12 protein-coding genes and 5 pseudogenes are annotated in these 16,681 nt (G+C 68.2%); 10 read left to right on the top strand and 7 right to left on the bottom strand.

Features of this window, described 5'->3' with window-relative positions; translation table 11 throughout:
• Positions 1 to 26: 26 nt before the first annotated feature.
• The 4 genes and pseudogenes from OG395_RS02490 to OG395_RS57995 form a co-directional block, all read left to right on the top strand.
• On the top strand, positions 27 to 698 hold the full coding sequence (locus tag OG395_RS02490) for a DUF4232 domain-containing protein (protein WP_327241389.1): 672 nt from the start codon (positions 27 to 29) through the stop codon (positions 696 to 698).
• Between the two features lie 588 nt (positions 699 to 1,286).
• A complete protein-coding gene (locus tag OG395_RS02485; RefSeq protein WP_327241388.1) occupies positions 1,287 to 1,754 on the top strand; it encodes an SRPBCC family protein in 468 nt (155 codons plus the stop codon).
• A gap of 566 nt (positions 1,755 to 2,320) precedes the next feature.
• The gene (locus tag OG395_RS02480) at positions 2,321 to 3,907 is read left to right on the top strand and encodes a Na+/H+ antiporter (RefSeq protein ID WP_327241387.1); all 1,587 of its coding nucleotides are present in this window, start codon (positions 2,321 to 2,323) and stop codon (positions 3,905 to 3,907) included.
• Positions 3,908 to 3,955: 48 nt separating this feature from the next.
• Positions 3,956 to 4,182, top strand: a pseudogene (locus OG395_RS57995) (hypothetical protein); the annotation flags it as partial.
• Here OG395_RS57995 and OG395_RS02475 read toward each other — a convergent pair.
• The 6 genes and pseudogenes from OG395_RS02475 to OG395_RS57985 all read right to left on the bottom strand — a co-directional run.
• Entirely contained in the window at positions 4,160 to 4,708 is a 549-nt protein-coding gene (locus tag OG395_RS02475) for an oxidoreductase C-terminal domain-containing protein (protein WP_327241386.1), read from the bottom strand. The pseudogene OG395_RS57995 and the gene OG395_RS02475 overlap by 23 nt on opposite strands.
• Positions 4,709 to 4,887: 179 nt before the next feature.
• Positions 4,888 to 6,561, bottom strand: a pseudogene (locus tag OG395_RS02470) (IS200/IS605 family accessory protein TnpB-related protein); the annotation flags it as partial.
• Positions 6,554 to 7,129, bottom strand: coding sequence for an IS607 family transposase (locus OG395_RS02465; protein ID WP_327249234.1), 576 nt, complete (start codon positions 7,127 to 7,129; stop codon positions 6,554 to 6,556). The pseudogene OG395_RS02470 and the gene OG395_RS02465, both read right to left, overlap by 8 nt.
• 147 nt (positions 7,130 to 7,276) lie before the next feature.
• Positions 7,277 to 8,431, bottom strand: coding sequence for a Gfo/Idh/MocA family oxidoreductase (locus OG395_RS02460; RefSeq protein ID WP_327241385.1), 1,155 nt, complete (start codon positions 8,429 to 8,431; stop codon positions 7,277 to 7,279).
• 210 nt (positions 8,432 to 8,641) lie between these two features.
• Positions 8,642 to 9,234: pseudogene (locus OG395_RS57990) on the bottom strand (Tn3 family transposase); the annotation flags it as partial.
• A 54-nt stretch (positions 9,235 to 9,288) separates the two neighbouring features.
• A pseudogene (locus OG395_RS57985) lies at positions 9,289 to 9,369 on the bottom strand (hypothetical protein); the annotation flags it as partial.
• 295 nt (positions 9,370 to 9,664) lie between these two features.
• On the opposite strand from OG395_RS57985, the gene OG395_RS02445 reads away from it, so the two are divergent.
• From OG395_RS02445 to OG395_RS02425, 5 genes and pseudogenes are all read left to right on the top strand, one after another.
• Positions 9,665 to 10,153: a (2Fe-2S)-binding protein gene (locus OG395_RS02445; RefSeq protein ID WP_327241382.1), complete on the top strand. Its 489-nt coding sequence runs from the start codon at positions 9,665 to 9,667 to the stop codon at positions 10,151 to 10,153.
• A gap of 1 nt (position 10,154) precedes the next feature.
• Positions 10,155 to 11,135: an FAD binding domain-containing protein gene (locus OG395_RS02440; RefSeq protein ID WP_327241381.1), complete on the top strand. Its 981-nt coding sequence runs from the start codon at positions 10,155 to 10,157 to the stop codon at positions 11,133 to 11,135.
• Complete coding sequence (locus OG395_RS02435) at positions 11,132 to 13,324, top strand: xanthine dehydrogenase family protein molybdopterin-binding subunit (RefSeq protein WP_327241380.1); 2,193 nt, start codon at positions 11,132 to 11,134, stop codon at positions 13,322 to 13,324. Before OG395_RS02440 ends, OG395_RS02435 begins: the two co-directional genes overlap by 4 nt.
• A gap of 85 nt (positions 13,325 to 13,409) precedes the next feature.
• Positions 13,410 to 13,931: an XdhC family protein gene (locus OG395_RS02430; RefSeq protein ID WP_327241379.1), complete on the top strand. Its 522-nt coding sequence runs from the start codon at positions 13,410 to 13,412 to the stop codon at positions 13,929 to 13,931.
• Between the two features lie 80 nt (positions 13,932 to 14,011).
• Positions 14,012 to 14,185 (top strand): annotated as a pseudogene (locus OG395_RS02425) (XshC-Cox1 family protein); the annotation flags it as partial.
• A 159-nt stretch (positions 14,186 to 14,344) separates the two neighbouring features.
• On the opposite strand, the gene tnpA reads toward OG395_RS02425, so the two are convergent.
• On the bottom strand, positions 14,345 to 14,773 hold the full coding sequence (gene tnpA / locus OG395_RS02420) for an IS200/IS605 family transposase (RefSeq protein WP_327241366.1): 429 nt from the start codon (positions 14,771 to 14,773) through the stop codon (positions 14,345 to 14,347).
• Between the two features lie 51 nt (positions 14,774 to 14,824).
• Here tnpA and OG395_RS02415 point away from each other — a divergent pair, with 51 nt between their 5' ends.
• Positions 14,825 to 16,024, top strand: a complete 1,200-nt coding sequence (locus tag OG395_RS02415) for an RNA-guided endonuclease InsQ/TnpB family protein (protein WP_327241378.1) — start codon at positions 14,825 to 14,827, stop codon at positions 16,022 to 16,024.
• Positions 16,025 to 16,681 lie beyond the last annotated feature (657 nt).

The raw sequence follows: 16,681 nt of genomic DNA, 5'->3' as shown, positions 1-16,681 counted from the left end.
CAACCACTGATTACCAAGGGGATTTCATGTCCGGCAACGGTCGCAAGACCTTTCTCGTCTCCGCAGTCCTCGTCGGCGGCGCCATGCTGATGACGGCGTGCCAGGATTCGGACGCGGCCACGGACACCGGCGCTGCGCAGGGTTCTTCGTCCCCCACTCCGGCCGGCAACGCGGTCACCCCGTCCGGCTCGTCGACCGCGGGCAGCAACCAGGGCACCGGCAAGGGCTCCGACGCGACGGGCAAGGGAACTGCGGACGGGTCCGGCGCCGACACCGGCAACGGCGAGCGGGAGCCGGTCGGGCAGAGCTGCGGCGCCAACGACATCTCCTGGAGCACCAGGTCCGAGACCCAGGCCGGCGGATACATCCTGATCATCGCGAAGGCGAAGTCGGGGATCACCTGCTACCTGCCCGCCGCGCTTCCGACCGTGGCGTTCGGATCCGACGGCACCGAGGCGGGTCCCGCGGAGCAGACCTCCGGCAAGCAGATCAAGCTGAGCGGGAGCACCACCGCCTACGCCGGGGTGAACCCGAAGACCACCAACGCAAACGGTGGCAAGGAACTGGACAGCATCATCGTCGCCGTCGGTGACGACGACCCCAACCCGGTTTCCCTGCCGGTCGGCACCATCACTGTCGATCACCCGATCGTCACCAACTGGCACACGACCCCGACGGACGCCGTTCCCTTCAACTAACGGACCCGCAGCTCGTGACCCATGCTGGTGACGCGCAGCGTGTTCGTAAGCACTTCTTTGGGGTTCTGGCACACGTTCCGTGAGCGATCTCGAGTCCGGCCTCACCGGACCCCGGTGACGCGTGGTCCGCGCAGCTCACATGACGCGCGCGCCTCCTGCTGGCGAGAACCAGCAAGATCTTTCACGGAATGTGTGCCAGAACCTCCTTCGGGCTCCACCGCACGGAATGGAAGTGGCTCCAGGGCATGAGAAGTTGATCTGGCTCCACTCTGCGCTCATAGCGATGCGGCGGATCTTGGACGTTGGACAGGGTCCGGTGGGAGGTGCGGGGGATGAGCTTCCGGCCGGCGGCGTACGCCGTCTTCAAGGGATAACCATGAAGCCCGCCACGCCGCTCACCTCACCCGCCGCGCCCGATAGTCGACCACGGTTCTGGCACCGAGCGAGGGCACCAGCACCACACCGCCTATCGAAGCGGTCGTGGTCACCTCTGTGCGCATCGAGACAGTCATCCGGTTGCGAGCGCGCACCTACGCCGCCCTCGCCGTGGAGCACGCAGAAGGCCCTTCCTGGCCATAGACTCGCGCCATGGCCAGGACTGACCGTGCCAGCCGGGTTCTCGCGGCACCACCAGCGACCGTCTACGGAGCCCTCCTCGACCGGGAGGCCATCGAGGCATGGCTCCCGCCCGACGGCATGCGCGGGCACATCGAGCGGTGGGACCCCCGGCCCGGTGGTGGGTTCCGGATGGTCCTCACTTACCTCGACCCCGCAGACAGCCCCGGCAAGACCTCGGCGGCGGAGGACATCGTCGACGTCAGATTCACCCAGCTGGTACCACCGGAGCGTGTAGTGCAACAGGCGGTGTTCGAGGCCGACGACCCCGCATACGCGGGCACCATGACGATGACCTGGGACTTCGCCCCCTCCAGCGAGGGAACCGAGGTGACGGTCACCGCGGCGGACGTGCCACCAGGCATCAACCAGGCGGCCCATGAAGCCGGGATCGCCTCCTCATTGGCCAACCTGGCGTCATACGTCGAAGCAAACGCCTGAACCGAGCACCGGGACCCGCCACGACCGGAACTCCACTTCGTGGGCACCTTCGTCGGGATTTCAGTCTGACTGACGGCAGCCTCGAAGAGCCGGTTCGAGACGTTCACGGAGACTCGCAGGATCACCGCCCATCCGACGCCAGCCGCGTATCCCTTCCGGTGCCCCGAGGACCGGGATAGGTGAATGTCGCGCATCATCGGATGACCGGTTCAGCTCCGAAAGGATCTGACATGCCCCACCGAGAGCGGGTGCTCTACCAGGGCATTCGAAAGTACTGGTCGGTTTCAGGACCCGTGAGGTCGTCGACGCGCTCGCGCCCGACTCCGCCGCGCTGACCGAACTGCGCTGCGCGGGCCTCCTGGTCCTGGACGACCGCGCCGCGGACGGGTCACAGTTCCGGGCCCCTCAAAGCGGGGCCTGAACCAGGGGCGGGTGCGCCGCCGGAACGACTGCCGCGCTCTGGACGGTCGCGGCTGCATGTCGGCTGCATCACCGCTCGAGGTCGGTTACGTTGATAAAGCACCTGGTCAGAGAGGGAGCAAGTCGTAGCCCACTGGGGGCGTTCCGTGACCGGCCTGACCGTCATCCTGCTGCTCGTGGTCCTGGCCACAGCCGTGACGACCGGTGCTCGGCGCTGGAGCATGCCCGCCCCTTCGCTCCTGGTGATAGCCGGTCTGATCGTTGGGTTGATGCCCTGGGTTCCCGAGGTTCGCCTGCCGCCTCATGTGATCAACGTGCTGGTGCTGCCGCCACTGCTCTTCGCCGCGGCCGGGGAAATCTCTGTCCGCGACCTGCGCACCGTGTGGCGGCCTGTGACCGGCCTGGTCTTCGGGCTGGTCCTCGCGTCGGCCATCGCTGTCGGGTACGTCGCCCAAGCGATCACACCGCTCACCGCCGCAACCGCGTTCATCCTCGGCTCTGTCCTGGCCAGCACCGACCCCGTGGCCGTTTCCGCGCTCGGCCGGCGCCTGTCTCTCCCACCGCGCGTGCAGGTGATGGTGCAGGCGGAAAGCCTGTTCAACGATGCCACGTCCCTGGTCCTGTACAAGGTCGCCGTGGCCACCGCGGTTTCCGGCAGCGCCCTCACCGTGTCCGGAACCGTCGAGCAGTTCCTGATCCTTGCAGGCGGAGGAGCCCTCATCGGCGCAGTCGTCGCCGGAGTGGTGACCCTCATCCGCAGACGGACCGAGGACCCCGTGCTGGAGACCGTCATCGCGTTGGTCACTCCGTACGCCTCGTACGTCATCGCGGAGGATTCGCATACCTCCGGCGTGACTGCCGTCATCGTGTCCGGGGTCGTCCTCGGCAGCGCCGGCCACAAGCTCAGCAACGCCCCCATCCGCCTCCAGGTCCACGCCGTCTACGACACCGTGACCTTCCTGCTGGAGAGCGTTGTCTTCGCTCTCATCGGCCTCGAGCTCCCCTCCGCGGTCCGCCAGCTCGCGCACGACGAGCATGGCTGGCCGCTGTGGGTCCCGGTGATCGTCTTCGCTCTGCTGGCTATCCGCCTGCTGTGGATCTTCCCGCTGTCCGCCCTGATCCAATACCGGCGCAGGGAGGGTGACGGTCGCCTCTCCTGGCGCGTTCCAGCCGTCTTGTCCTGGGCAGGCACCCGAGGCGTCATGCCGCTGGCCGCCGCACTCTCCATCCCCCTGGCCACCCACACAGGGGCGCCGCTGCCGCACCGGGCCCTCATTCTCGTGCTCACCACCGGGGCCGTCGCGCTCACTCTCATCTTCCAGGGGTTCACCCTCGCCCCTGTCGTCCGCCTCTCCGGCATCGCTCTGGAGCCAGAGCACTCCGCGCGCGAGGAGGCCCGGACCCGCCGACACCTTGCAGAGGCCGCTCTCGAAGAGCTCAAACAGCTTGGCGATCTGGATCAGCTCGCGGATCTGGGTGCAGCCGCCGATGCCGCCCTGAAGCAGGCCCGTCGCCATTTGGAAGCGCGTATCCACCAGGTTGAAGATGCCCACTACAGCGACCCGGACGCCCGTCCTGTCGATGCCTACCGAGAGATACGTCGGACACTCATCGCCGTTGAGGCGGCCGAGCTCCAGCGCCTCTACGAAGCGAACAAGATCAGCAACGCCACCCGGCGTCGGATCCTGCGGGAACTCGACCTCGAAGAAGCCAGCCTCCGGGACCGCGGCTGACTGCCAGTCCCGGTACCGATCGCGGAACACGAGCATCGTCACCCCTAGAACCGGATCCTGGCCGCCCGCGCGACGGGACTGCGCAACCTGCCCCCGCACGTGGCACTGCCCAGAACAAGGTCTGGGCAGTGCCGTGCAGATCGCGCTCGACCTGCTGGCCAATCATCGGCCTCGCCCGCCACTGGGCCTGGACGAGCCAGATCACCACTGCTCTCGATCGGCTCGCTCTCCTGCTGAACCTCGGCTTGCGGGTCAGTTCAGGGTTGCCGGGCTGAGTGCGGGTGTGGCCGCGAAGGCGGCCCACGATGCGCGTTCGACGACCAGGCGGCGCAGCGTGCGTACCTGGCGCGGGGCGTTCCAGCCGAGTACGCCGACCACCCTCCCGTGGTGACCGTAGGCGGCGGCGAAGTGGCCGTCCGACGGGTCGCCGTAGACGATCTGCATCTCCGCGTCCGGCGGGAAGATCCCGTACGCCTGGATCCTGATGTCGTACTGGTCGGTCCAGAAGTAGGGCACGGGAGCGAACGGAGTTGCGTCGCCGAGCAGGTTGCCGGCCGCGGCCATGGCCTGTTCGGTGGCGTTCATCCGGTGCTCCAGCCGCATGCGGGTGCCGAAGTGTGCACTGGGCCAGGAGGCGACGTCGCCGGCGGCGTAGATCCGGGGTGCCGCCCGGCAATACGCGTCGCACTCCACTCCGTCTTCCAGGCGCAGGCCCGAACCTTCCAGCCAGCCGGTCGCGGGCGCGGCGCCGAGGGCCAGGACGACGTCGGCCGGCAGCGTGGTGCCGTCGCCGAGGTCCACTCTGGGGGGCCTCGCAGGTGGGTGTCCTGCCCGCGCGGTCGGGTCCGGCCTCTCACCTGAGGTCATCGCTCCGAGGACTCACTCACGCCTGAACAAGCCGACCTTCGCGAACACCTCCAGGCCCAGGTACAGCTCGTCATCACCTCGGGCAAGAACCAGGGCAAGCACCGTTCCTGGCCAGTGTGCATGAGTGAGTCCTGGACCCACTGCTGCGTACTGGGCGCATCCCGAACGGTTTTGGATGCACTGGGTTCCCGCGTTCGCTTCCCGCTCGGCGACGGCCCTCCAGGGGGCCGGTCCGTTGTGGGTGGGCGGGTTCCCTCACGCCCCCGGTCACCTTGATCGGTCTGGACGGTCCGATGCCCTGCACGATCGCTCCGGTCGTGCGGGGGCGGTGCCGTCCTTCCCCAAGCTCTCAACTACGTTCGAGCAGGGGATACCCCATCCCGGATCGGGTGCCCGAGGGCGCGTCGTCCGATCGCGATGCCCGCGGCATCGTGACGGGACATCTTTCGATGCGCGGTGGCCAGCGGCTTCTGCCAGTGCTGACCACCCCACAAAGTGGTGTAGGCCGGGTCGACCGCGACAATGCTCAGGCCGTGTTCGGCGGCCATTGACACCAGCCGGGCCTTGAGTTTCCCGGTCGGGATGCCGGAGATGAGCTGCCGGAACCGTTTCCTGCGGCCGTGTTTCTCGCGGGTCTTCTCGGTGGTGAAGTCGAGGTCTTCGATGCCGATCGCGGCGACACCGACTCGCTTGGCCCAGTGGATGAGCCGAGTGAGGGCGTGGCGGATCTGCGCGTCGCGGTGACTGGCGGTCCCGGACAGGTCGTAAGGGAAGCGGCGCGGGTCACCGGCTGGATTGCCGTGCCGGTCCAGGTGGTAGGCGGCGAAGTGGTCGGCGTTGGTGTCGACGCCGATCATGCCCCGGGCGCGGGCGGTGGCCAGCGGGATGGTCTTCACGACGGGGCGTTGCCAGGATGCGGTGAGGTACCAGCGGCCGCGCTCCGTATCGAGGTGGATGCGGTAGGCGACGGCCCGGTTCGCGGCGATGCGGTCGGCCCACTCCGCGCCCCGGTGCGCGAACGCCACAGTGGAGGTGAGGACGTAGCGGCCGTGCCCGGCGTTGGCCAGGTGCGCGAGCGGGGCAGGCAGCCTGATGCTGACTTCGCCGTCCGGGGTGACGCGGATCGTCTCGTTCCCGAACCCCTTTCCCGACTCACCGTCCGCAGCGATGAACCAGCGCTCCGCCTCCCAGCGTTCCCGCCACTGGTCTTCGGTGAGCTGGGCCTGGGTGAGGTGGTGGCGGGTGTTGAGGAGACGTTTGCCGCCCCGCACCACACGAACCCGTCCGGCCTGCCACTCGGCGACAGCAGCAGCATGCCGATCTTCCAGCATCGCGAGACGGCGGGACTTGTGGAACCACTCACTCCGGGAGCGGTAGCCGCCCGCGACCCGCTTCGTTCCGGGCGCCCCGACCGGGAGGGACAGGCGGTGCCGCAGCGTTCTGATCCCGGCTTCCAGTGTCTGGATGTGTGCTGCCTGGCAACGGCGTGCGAGCGCCCACTGATCGTGTGTGGCCTTGGTGATCGCACCCGCGATCCGCGACGACGACAGCGGCGTCAGGTCCCGCTTACGCGTGGCCCACGTCCGAGCGCTGTGATCGTGGCCGTCCGCACAGCGTTCCTTGAGATCACGCGAACACAGACGGCCTTGGTGCTCACCGACCGCGCGGAGGACTCTCCCGTCCTGGGATGTGAGGTGCCCCAGCCGGTCACGTATTGCCACACCTGTGGGTCCGACGGCGACGAACGGCGGGGCGATGGTGCGCAATTGGTTCTTCGACTCAGCCATGCTCGGCAGCTTCCAAGGCTTTCCTCGCCCGGTTCTTCGCCGAACGGCGCCCGTACAGGCGGGCACAGAACGAGGTCAGCACCTCCACCATGTCCCGCACCAAGTCGTCTTCGAGCTCCCCGTCATCCAGCACAACCAGACGCCGGTCCGCGGCTTCGAGTGCCGCTTCGACAAGCTCGGTGTTCATTCGGCCGAGCCGGTCACGGTGTTCGACCACCACGGTGGTCACGTCCGGGTCGGCCAGCAAACGCCGGGCCCTGACGCGGGAACCATTCATACCTGACCCGATCTCGGACTCCACCCGCACCACCCGGTGACCCGACTGCGCGGCCCACCGCGACAGCCGAGCCACCTGGCGCTGGAGATCACCCGTCTGGTCGCGCGAGGAGACACAGGCACACAACCCGACACCGCCGACCGTTCCAGGCACCGCAACGGCCTCCACATTTACCAGAATCGTCCGAGGCCCGACCCGCTGAGCCGGCACCGGCAACGTGCCCTCACGAAACCAGCGATACGCCGTCTGCGGATGCACACCCTGCACCCTCGCCCACTCCGTCAGATTCACACCCTGAACAACGCACTCACCAAACTTAGTTACGCACACTCGAACGGCCTCGAAAGCCAACAGTTGCTCACCCCTCGGTCGCCACGGCCTACCGCATCCTCGCCGAGGGCGAAACAGTCGAGCTCACGACCTGACTCGCTTCGGGGTCTACGCGCCTTGCTCTGTGAGTGTGACCTTTCGGCCCGTGCGCGCCGCCTCTCGGATCCGCTCCAGCATGCGGTGTCGCCGGACGGCGTGCCGGAAGTCGGGAACGCCGTCCTCGTCCGGCGCGAGGCTCCCGGTGATCTGGTCGCGCAGAAGCGCGTACTCGTGGGCGACGTTGCAGGCGGGCTCGGCGGATCGCTCGGTCCATTGTGTCAGCGACCGCTGATAGCGGGCGGGAACCGGGAGTTCGGCCAAGGCGCCGTCCTCTCCTCGGGCGCCGTACAGCCGCAGCCGCCCCTGGAACCACAGAGCCTGGTCGGCCTTGACGACGAGATCGCCCTGGGTGCCGTTGATCTCCCAATGAAACGCGGTGGCGCGTGACGTCCCACCGCGGATGTGCATCGTGGCCACGGCCCCCGACTCCAGCACACCGGTGACGGCGATCTGGTCCTCTGCGCTCTTGGCCGCGACCGCCCCGCTCGTGACGTGGGTGACCTCCGGGCGCAGGTTCTCGATGTGAGCCGACACCTCGCGGAACTCCCCGAGCACCATGGTCAGCGCGTCGACCGAGTGCCCGAAGGGGATCGACATCAGCGTGGCGCCGCTCGTGACGTCCAGCACGTATGCATGGCTGTCGTCGTAAGTGGCGCCCCCGATCCAGCCCGATCCGAGCATGCTGGTCGACAGCACCCGCCCCGCGTAGCCGTCGGCGACCAAGTCGCGCAGATACCGAAGCGGCGGAGCCGACCGGGCCTGCAGGCCGACAGCCGTGAGCACGCCCCTGCGATGCGCGAGGTCGGCAAGTTCCTCGGCCTGCGCGAGGTCGGCACCGAGCGGCCATTCGCTGAACACCGTCTTCCCCGCTTCCAGCGCGGGTCGGATGAGCTCCAGGTGATGCGGAACCTTCACCGTCACCACCACGAGATCGACCTCCTCACTGCGGGCGAGCTCCTCTGTGCTGCCGAAGGCGAGCGGCACCGCATACTTCTCGCCGGCCGCACGCGCCGACTCGGCGCTGCTGGCGCTCAGCGCCCGCAACTCGTATCCGTCGAGCCCGGCCAGCGCCGGCACATGCGCGGTCGCCGCCCAACCACCGCTCGCGCTCAGCCCTACGACACCGACACGAATCAGCTCCCGATGAGGGGAAATGGACATCATGTACACCCCAACATTCGCGACCGGCTGTTCTCTCACCTCAAAACGGCCCATAGCCATGGAGGACACGGTCTGAGTATCGCGTTCAGCCACATGCCGATTGGTTCGCCGTTCGTCAACGGCACCTCAACTCGGAGAGTTCGCTCCGCCGCGCCCCGCCCTGCGGCTCGTCGGCGCCTCCTGCCGCGATGCTCTCGGCGTAACGTGCTCCTTGACCCGCCGTCGCGACAGCGCAGGGAGCCGGCGGACCGCCTTCAGGATGCGCTTGCCGCCCAGGGCGGCGCCCAGCGCATTCGACTCGTCCAACAGCGACACGAACGGGCGCACGGTGTTGTAGCGCAGGGCCAGCTCCTCGCGCATCGCCGCCTCGGCCGACCCGTCGTCCTCCGGTACCAGGGCCTCGACCCAAGCCACCGAGCCGGACACGGCCTCGCGCGGCACGGCCTCCTCCACCGCCGCCCACAGCGCCGCGACATCCAGGTTCGCGTCATGCTCGGCGACCAGGTCCAGCTCCTCGGCGAGGATCTTCGACGCCTTCGCCAGGATGCGGGCTGCCTTCTCCAGCTGCGGCAGCACCGCCAGGCGCTCCTTGTCCGACGCCCGCCGCGCCGGGCGGTCGGCTGAGTGGCCATCAGCAGCACGAACAGGTCCAACGCGTCCTCGACCGCCTGGGCCTCCCGATTGCGCACCACCGCCGTCAGCAGCGCCGTCTTCCGCGGCTCCGGCGCCCGCTCGATCGTCTGCGCCTTGCTCAGCTGCCCGTACCGAGCCGGCGTGTTCAACCGGTTCACCGGCACCCGGGACAACGTGCCGATGTAGCGGACGGTGCCGATCTGCGCCGCCACCTCCAGGCGGTGCCCGTCGGACCGTCGCAGCACAATCAGGTCGCGGTCGTCGTCATCCAGGAAGAAGAACCGCTCCAGCTCGGGGCGCGTCGGCACCTCACCGAAGGCCCCGTAGAGCGGCCTGCGACTGTCGCCGGTGCGTACGGTCAAGTCAGGGGCAGCGGTCCGGGACCCGTGACTACTGGGCCGCGACGGCCGGGCTGCGGTCTGCTGGCTTCGTGGCAGCAGCGAAACCGCAGAACGGTCCTCTCACGTCAGCCGAAACACCACCACATGTCAGCAAGGCAGCGAGTCACCGGCATCCGAGTCCGTCATAATATGCGCATATTGCTCATTCGTTGCGAAAAATGCTTCCTTCCTAAGATCTGCTGCCCTCCCCAGGAGCGATGCAATGCCGAATGAGAGTCTCATCCCGGAAACGACACTCACCTTGCAGGTCAACGGGACGACCACGCAGGTGACGTGCGATGCGCGCACGACCCTCCTCGATCTTCTCCGCGAGCGGCTTCGGTTGACCGGGGCGAAAAAGGGATGCAACCGGGGCGAGTGCGGTGCCTGCACCGTCCACCTCGACGGGCGCCGGGTCAACGCCTGCATGGTGCTGGCTGCAAGCACCGACGGCTCCGAGGTGACAACCGTCGAAGGACTCGCCCGGGACGGCGAACTGCACCCCGTCCAGCAGGCATTCATCGACGCGGACGCCCTCCAGTGCGGGTTCTGCACACCTGGTCAGATCATGTCGGCCGTCGGCTGTATTCAGGAGGGCCATACCGGATCGAACGATGAGATCCGTGAATGGATGAGCGGGAACATCTGCCGCTGTTCCGCATACCCGCAGATCGCCGCCGCCGTCGAGGCAGCAGCCGGAAAGGGGCGGTGACATGCACCCGTTCACCTACGTACGAGCCGAGTCCCTGCCCAGCGCCCTGGACAGCGCGCGTACCGAGGACACCATGTTCCTCGCCGGCGGCACCGAACTGCTCAACTGGGCGCGGATCGGCATCGAGTCGCCGAGCCACCTGGTCGACATCGGCCGCCTGCCCCGGCTGCACGAGATCACCTCCACCGGCGACGGCCTGCACATCGGCGCGCTGGCCCGGCTCAATGACGTGGCCCAGGACCCGCGCGTCGAGACTTCGTACCCGGTGCTCTCCCAGTCCATCCTCAGGGCGGCCTCCGCGCAGCTGCGCAACCTGGCCACCATCGGCGGCAACCCGGTGCAGCGCACCCGGTGTCCCTACTTCCGCTCCAACGGCCCGGTGGCCTGCAACAAGCGTGTCCCCGGCTCCGGTTGCGCGGCTCTGCATGGCGCGAACGAGCGGCTGGCCATCTTCGGATGGACCGAGGACTGCGTGGCCGTACAGCCCTCGGACCCCGCCGTCGCTCTCGCCTGCCTGGACGCGGAGATCATCACCGAGCACGTGGACGGCGGACGCAGGATTCCGGCGACCGAGTTTCACACCCTGCCTGCCGAGGACCCGTCGGCGCACAACGTGCTGCGCCCCAGCGAGCTGATCACCGGCATTGAGATCGGCGCGCCCGCGCCCAAGTCGGCGTACGTCAAGGTGCGCGAACGCCAGAGCTACGAGTTCGCCCTCGTGTCGGCCGCCGCCGTCGTCGAGGTCCAGGACGGCGTGATCTCCCGCGCACGGCTGGCCCTCGGCTCCGTGGCGCTGCGTCCCTGGCGCCTGTACGACGCAGAACAGGCACTGGTCGGCCTGCGCCCCGGTAGCCCCGAGGTGATGGACGCCGTGACCTCCGGATTCTCGGCCAGCCGCCCGCTGTCCTCGAACGCGTACAAGATCCCTCTCGCCCGCAACACCGCACTGCGCGCCCTCGAACTGGCCCTGGAGGCAGGATGACCGGCATGCGTGGCGTGACCAGGCAGGACGGCCCCGCCAAGGTCACTGGAGCAGCGATGTACGCGGCCGACTACAACGCCGCCGACCAGCTGTATGCGGTCCTGGTCGGCGCGACGATCACCACAGGCCGGGTCGCCGGCTACGCCGTCGAGGCGGCGCAGCGGGAGCCGGGCGTCGTCCACGTGCTGACCGAGCTGCCCACCGTCGACAAGGCGTTCGCCGCCCTGCCGAGCCCTCCGCTCGCGACCCGTTTCCTCCCTATGCAGGGGGATGTCGTCAACTACTGGGGCCAACCGGTGGCCATGGTCCTGGCCGATTCCCTGGAAGCGGCAGAGGGCGCGGCGGCGCGGGTACGGGTGTCGTACGAGCGGGAACCATTCATCAACCCAGACACGGCCGTGGCCGTACCGCCATCGCCGGAGAGCGGCTACGGCATGCTCGACGCACTGGAGTTCCGTAAGGGCGACGCGGCCGGCGCGTTCGCGGAGGCGCCCGTGCGCGCGGCCGGCACCTACACACAGCCGTCCCGGCACGGCAACCCGATGGAACCGAGCGCAATCGTCGCCGAGTGGCACGACGGCCGGCTGACAGTCCACGACTCCGTCCAGCACGTGTACGCGGTGCGAGACGCCCTGGCCGCGACCTTCGGCATCGCCTCCGACAAGGTGCGGGTGATCGCTCAGCACACCGGCGGCGGCTTCGGTACCAAGGCGTTCATCTGGCCGCACGAGATCCTCGCCGCCCAGGCCGCCAGGGCCGTCGGCCGGCCGGTGAAGCTGGTGCTCACCCGCCAGGACATGTACAGCATCGTCGGCTACCAGCCGCTGATGGAGCACCGCGTCTCCCTGGGCGCCAACGAAAGCGGCGAACTCCAGGCGGTCGTCCACGAAGTCGACAACGTCACCGCCATCACCGACGACTATGTCGAGTTCGGCTCCGTGCCCTCCAAAGCGCTGTACGCCTCCCCGAACATCTCCACCAGCCAGCGGGTGCGGCGCGGCCACATCAACCTGTCGTCGTTCATGCGTTCCCCCATCGACGGCCCCGGCACCTGGGCGCTCGGCTCCGCGATGGACGAACTGGCCCACACCCTGTCCATGGACCCGCTGACGCTGCGTCTGGTCAACTACGCCGAGAGCTACCCCGCCGACGGCACGCCCTGGTCCTCGAAGAAGCTCAGGGAAGCGTACGAGGAGGGTGCCCGCCGCTTCGGCTGGTGGGACCGGCCCAAGGGCGGCACCCGCGACGGGCACTGGCTCATCGGTTGCGGCATGGCCGACTGCACGCAGGGCCAGTTCCGGTTCACCTCCAACGCCCGGGTGCGGATGCGGGGCGACGGCACCGCAAAGGTCGAGGCCGGCTACACAGACATCGGCGCGGGCTCCACCACGATCTTCCCGCAGATCGCCGCGGAGACCCTCGGCATCGACATCAGTTCCGTCAAGGGGATCTCAGGCGACACGGACCTGCCGTACGCCGGTCCTACCTACGGGTCGGGCACCACGATCGCCATGGGCACCGCTGTCCACCTGGCCGCCAACGACGTCCTGCGCCAGCTCGCCGACGTGATGTCCTGGCCGACCGATGAGGTGCGCGCCGACTCCGGCGCCCTCACCTGGCGCGACCAGCGTCGGCCATACGCCGACATCCTGCGCGCGGCTGAGTTCGACGAGGTGGTCGGCAACGGCGAGATGGTGCTGCCCGGCGGCGCATCCGCCGACGCGGGAGCGCCTGGTGTCTCCTTGCGCACCTTCGGCGCCATGTTCATCGAGGTAGGTGTCGACCCGGACCTCGGCCTGCTGCGGCTGCGCCGCGCGACCGGTGTCTACAGCGTCGGCGCGGTCGTCAACGAGCGCACCGCCCGCTCCCAGTTGATCGGCGGACTGGTGTGGGGCTGGGGCATGGCAGCCATGGAGGCCAGCCACTTCGAGCCGAACCTGGGCCACTGGCTGTCTCAGGACCTCGCCGGGGTGCCCCTACCGGTGAACGCCGACATCCCATCCCATATCGACATGTCCTTCGTCGACGAGTTCGATCCGCATGCCGGGCCGCTCGGCGCCAAGGGAATCGGGGAGCTGTCCGCCACGGGTATCGCAGCGGCCGTCGCCAACGCGGTGTTCGACGCGACAGGGCGGCGGGTGCGGGACCTCCCGATCACGCCCAAAAAACTCCTGGATCCCCGTATGTGAGCTCCGGGCACGGCCCGGACAAGACACCAAGCCCCGGAGGAAAAAGGTGCTGGACATCGCAGCCGAGGCGCTGCCCGGATGAAGCGTGCGAGCCGAACCCTCCGCGGTCGCCGCTGTGGTGTCGACCAGCGGCAGCGCGCCGCGTCCGGCTGGCACGGCCATGGCCGTCGACGCCGTTGGCAAAGCGGTCGGCAGCGTCTCTGGCGGCTGCGTCGAGGGCGCGGTGTACGAGCTGTGCCAGGAGGCGCCGGCTGGGCGCGGCCCCTCCCTGGAACACTTCAAGTACACCGAGGATGACGCCTTCGCCGTCGGGCTCACCTGCGGCGGCGCCTCGACGTGTTTATGCAGCGCGTCGTACCCGACGAGCAGCCGGAGATCGCGGCGGCCCTGGCAGCGACGGTCGCCTGCGAGTCCGTCGCCCTCACCCAGGTGGTCTCCGGCCCCTCCCACCTGCTCGGACGGGCCATGCTGGTACGGCAGGGCAGGGAAGCACCGGGCACTCTGGACGGCGGAGGCCTCGACCGCTGGGCCGCACACAAGGCGGGCGCCCTGCTGGGCGCGGGCGTTACGGGCCTCGTCCACCATCTGTGCGGCGACGAGACCGTAACGCTGCTGGTCGAGTCGCAAACGACGGCGCCCGGGCTGCTTGCCTTCGCCGCCGTCGACTTCGCCGCCGCGCTCACGCGCGTGGGCGCCCTCCTCGGCTACCGGGTGACCGTGTGCGACGCCCGCCCGGTCTTCGCCACACCGGGGTGGTTTCCCGCGGCCCACGACGTAGTGGTGGACTGGCCGCACCGGTACCTCGCCGCGACACCGACCGACGCCAGGACTGTGGTTTGTGTGCTCACCCACGACGCCAGGTTCGACATACCGCTGCCGACCAGAGCACTGCGGATGCCACTGGGGTACGTCAGCGCCATCCCTGATCTTGCGTGGGTATCCCCGGCTTCAGTCGGGGAGGGAAACGCATCCTTGGTCCGGAGGCGCGAGGCGCCGGAGTTCGCTGTGCCTGGGGGATGGTCAGGCAGGCCGCTTCTGCTCTTCGATGTACTGGCGGATCATGGTCAGCGGTGCGCCGCCGCAGGATCCCGCGAAGTAGGAGCGGGACCAGAACACCGATCCCATGCCGATCCGGTTGATTCGCCCGGTGTACTCCGCTCGCAGGTACCTGGAGCTGACGCCCTTGAGGCTGTTGATCAGCTTCGACAGGGCGACCTTCGGCGGGTAGTGCACCAGCAGGTGCACATGGTCGGCTTCGCCGTTGAACTCCCGCAGCTCCGCCTCGAACGTGCCGCAGACCTCGCGCATGATCTCCTCGCACCGCTTCAACATGTCGTCATCGAACACGCCGCGCCGGTACCTGGTGACGAACACCAAGTGGGCATGGAGGTGGGAGACGACGTGGCGACCGGTACGAATATCGGGGTTTGGTTCCCATCGTGGTGACACACGCCAAGCGTAGTATGATCTCCGAAGCGGGCCAGGAAGGGGGTGGGCCGGATGATCCGTGCGTACAAGTTCCTGATGCGGCCCACCGTGGGCCAGCAGGGCGCGCTCGCCGAGATGCTGCGGGATCACTGCTCGCTCTACAACGGCGCGTTGCAAGAACGCCGCGATGCCTACCGGCACAGCTCGAAGACGACGGTCCGGTACGGGCAGCAGTCCGCCCAGCTCAAGGACATCCGGGACTTCGACCCGGAACGCCAGGGCCGTTGGTCGTTCTCTTCTCAGCAGGCGACGTTGCGACGGCTGGACAAGGCGTTCACCGGTTTCTTCCGTCGGGTCAAGGCCGCAGAGGCACCGGGGTATCCGCGCTTTCGTTCGGCCAAGCGGTTCGACACCGTGGACTTCCCGAAGGACGGCGACGGCTGCCGCTGGGATGCCACCCCGCACGACCCCGTCACCCGCGTCCGCCTCCAGGGCGTCGGGCACGTCAAGGTGCACCAGCACCGGCCGGTGGCCGGGAAGGTCAAGACGATCAGCGTCAAGCGCGAAGGTCGGCGCTGGTACGTCATCCTCACCGCCGACCAGGAACAGCCCGAGCCCCTACCGGCGACCGGCAGCATGGTCGGCATCGACCTGGGCATAGCGAACTTCCTCGCCGACTCCCACGGCGAGTTCGTACCCAACCCCCGGCACGGGGCGAAGGCCGCCGCGAAACTCGAAGCCGCGCAGCAGGCCCTCGCCCGGTGCAAGCGCGGCTCGAAGCGCCGACGCAAGGCCGTGGAGGTTGTGGCGCGGCTGCACCGCAAGGTCCGCCGTCAGCGCCTGGACCACGCGCACAAGACCGCGCTGAACCTGGTGCGTGACCACGATTTCATCGCGCACGAAGACCTCAGGATCCGCAACATGAGCAAGGTCCCGGCTCCGAAGCCGGACCCCGCCACGCCGGGCAGCTTCCTGCCCAACGGGGCCGTCGCCAAGGCCGGGCTGAACCGTTCGATCGCTGATGCCGGATGGGGGGTGTTCCTGACGATCCTCACCGCCAAGGCAGAATGCGCCGGACGGGAAGTGATGGCCGTGGCCCCCCGCAACACCTCCCGGCGGTGCCCCGTATGCGGGCACACCGCCAAGGAGAACCGGCCCACACAACAGAAGTTCCGCTGCGTCTCGTGCGGCCACCAGGCACACGCGGACACGGTGGGCGCCCTGAACGTTCTACGGGCCGGGCTGGTCCGTCGCGAAGCCCAACCGGCATAGCGAGAAGCCCCCACCTTCAGGTGGGGGAGGAGTCAGTACGCCCGACATGGGCAGCAGCTAAAGGGTGAAAGTCCCGACGAGAAGAGGTGAGACTAACTCGCTAGCCGAACGGCAAGGGCGTCATCGCGAGGTGGGGTCCGAAGGAAGCCGGAGGCAAAACCGGGTACCGATGTACAAGAACCGCATTTGAGGCTAGGCGTCTTGGGCAAGGTGGCTGACTGCATCGAAGCCCGTTCTCACCAAGAAAGACGCAGAGTATATGCGGCGGCGATCCGGGGAAAGTTGCTGTTCTTATTCGGGGAGGTCTGCCCGGGTGTCACCTGTAACGGTGTGTCGGCCGGGATTGTGACGACCGATGCCAGCAATGGCACTGGTTTGCCGGACAGAAGTCAGCAGAGGTCATAGTACCGAGACGGGAAGGCAGTAGGCCGACAAGGACTCGGGAAGGGCCGAACGTTTAGCGGATTGGAAGAAGGGTGTCTGCTCGCGCAGGTCACGATGACCGCCGTAAATCTGCCCCGGCAGACCCTGGGGTGACGGGGTCGGTGCATACGACCGCCCAGCCCAAGGGGCGCAGTGACCAGCTCGGCGCTACACGCGGACAACAATCACCGCGAGGTCTCCCTCTGGGAGACGGTGTTCTCGAAGGAGAACCTT

Origin of the sequence: Streptomyces sp. NBC_01320, assembly GCF_035974375.1 — a bacterium.
GTDB classification, from domain to species: domain Bacteria; phylum Actinomycetota; class Actinomycetes; order Streptomycetales; family Streptomycetaceae; genus Streptomyces; species Streptomyces yanii.
The sequence above is the reverse complement of the archived record's forward strand: the minus strand, read 5'-3'. Positions and strand labels throughout refer to the sequence as shown.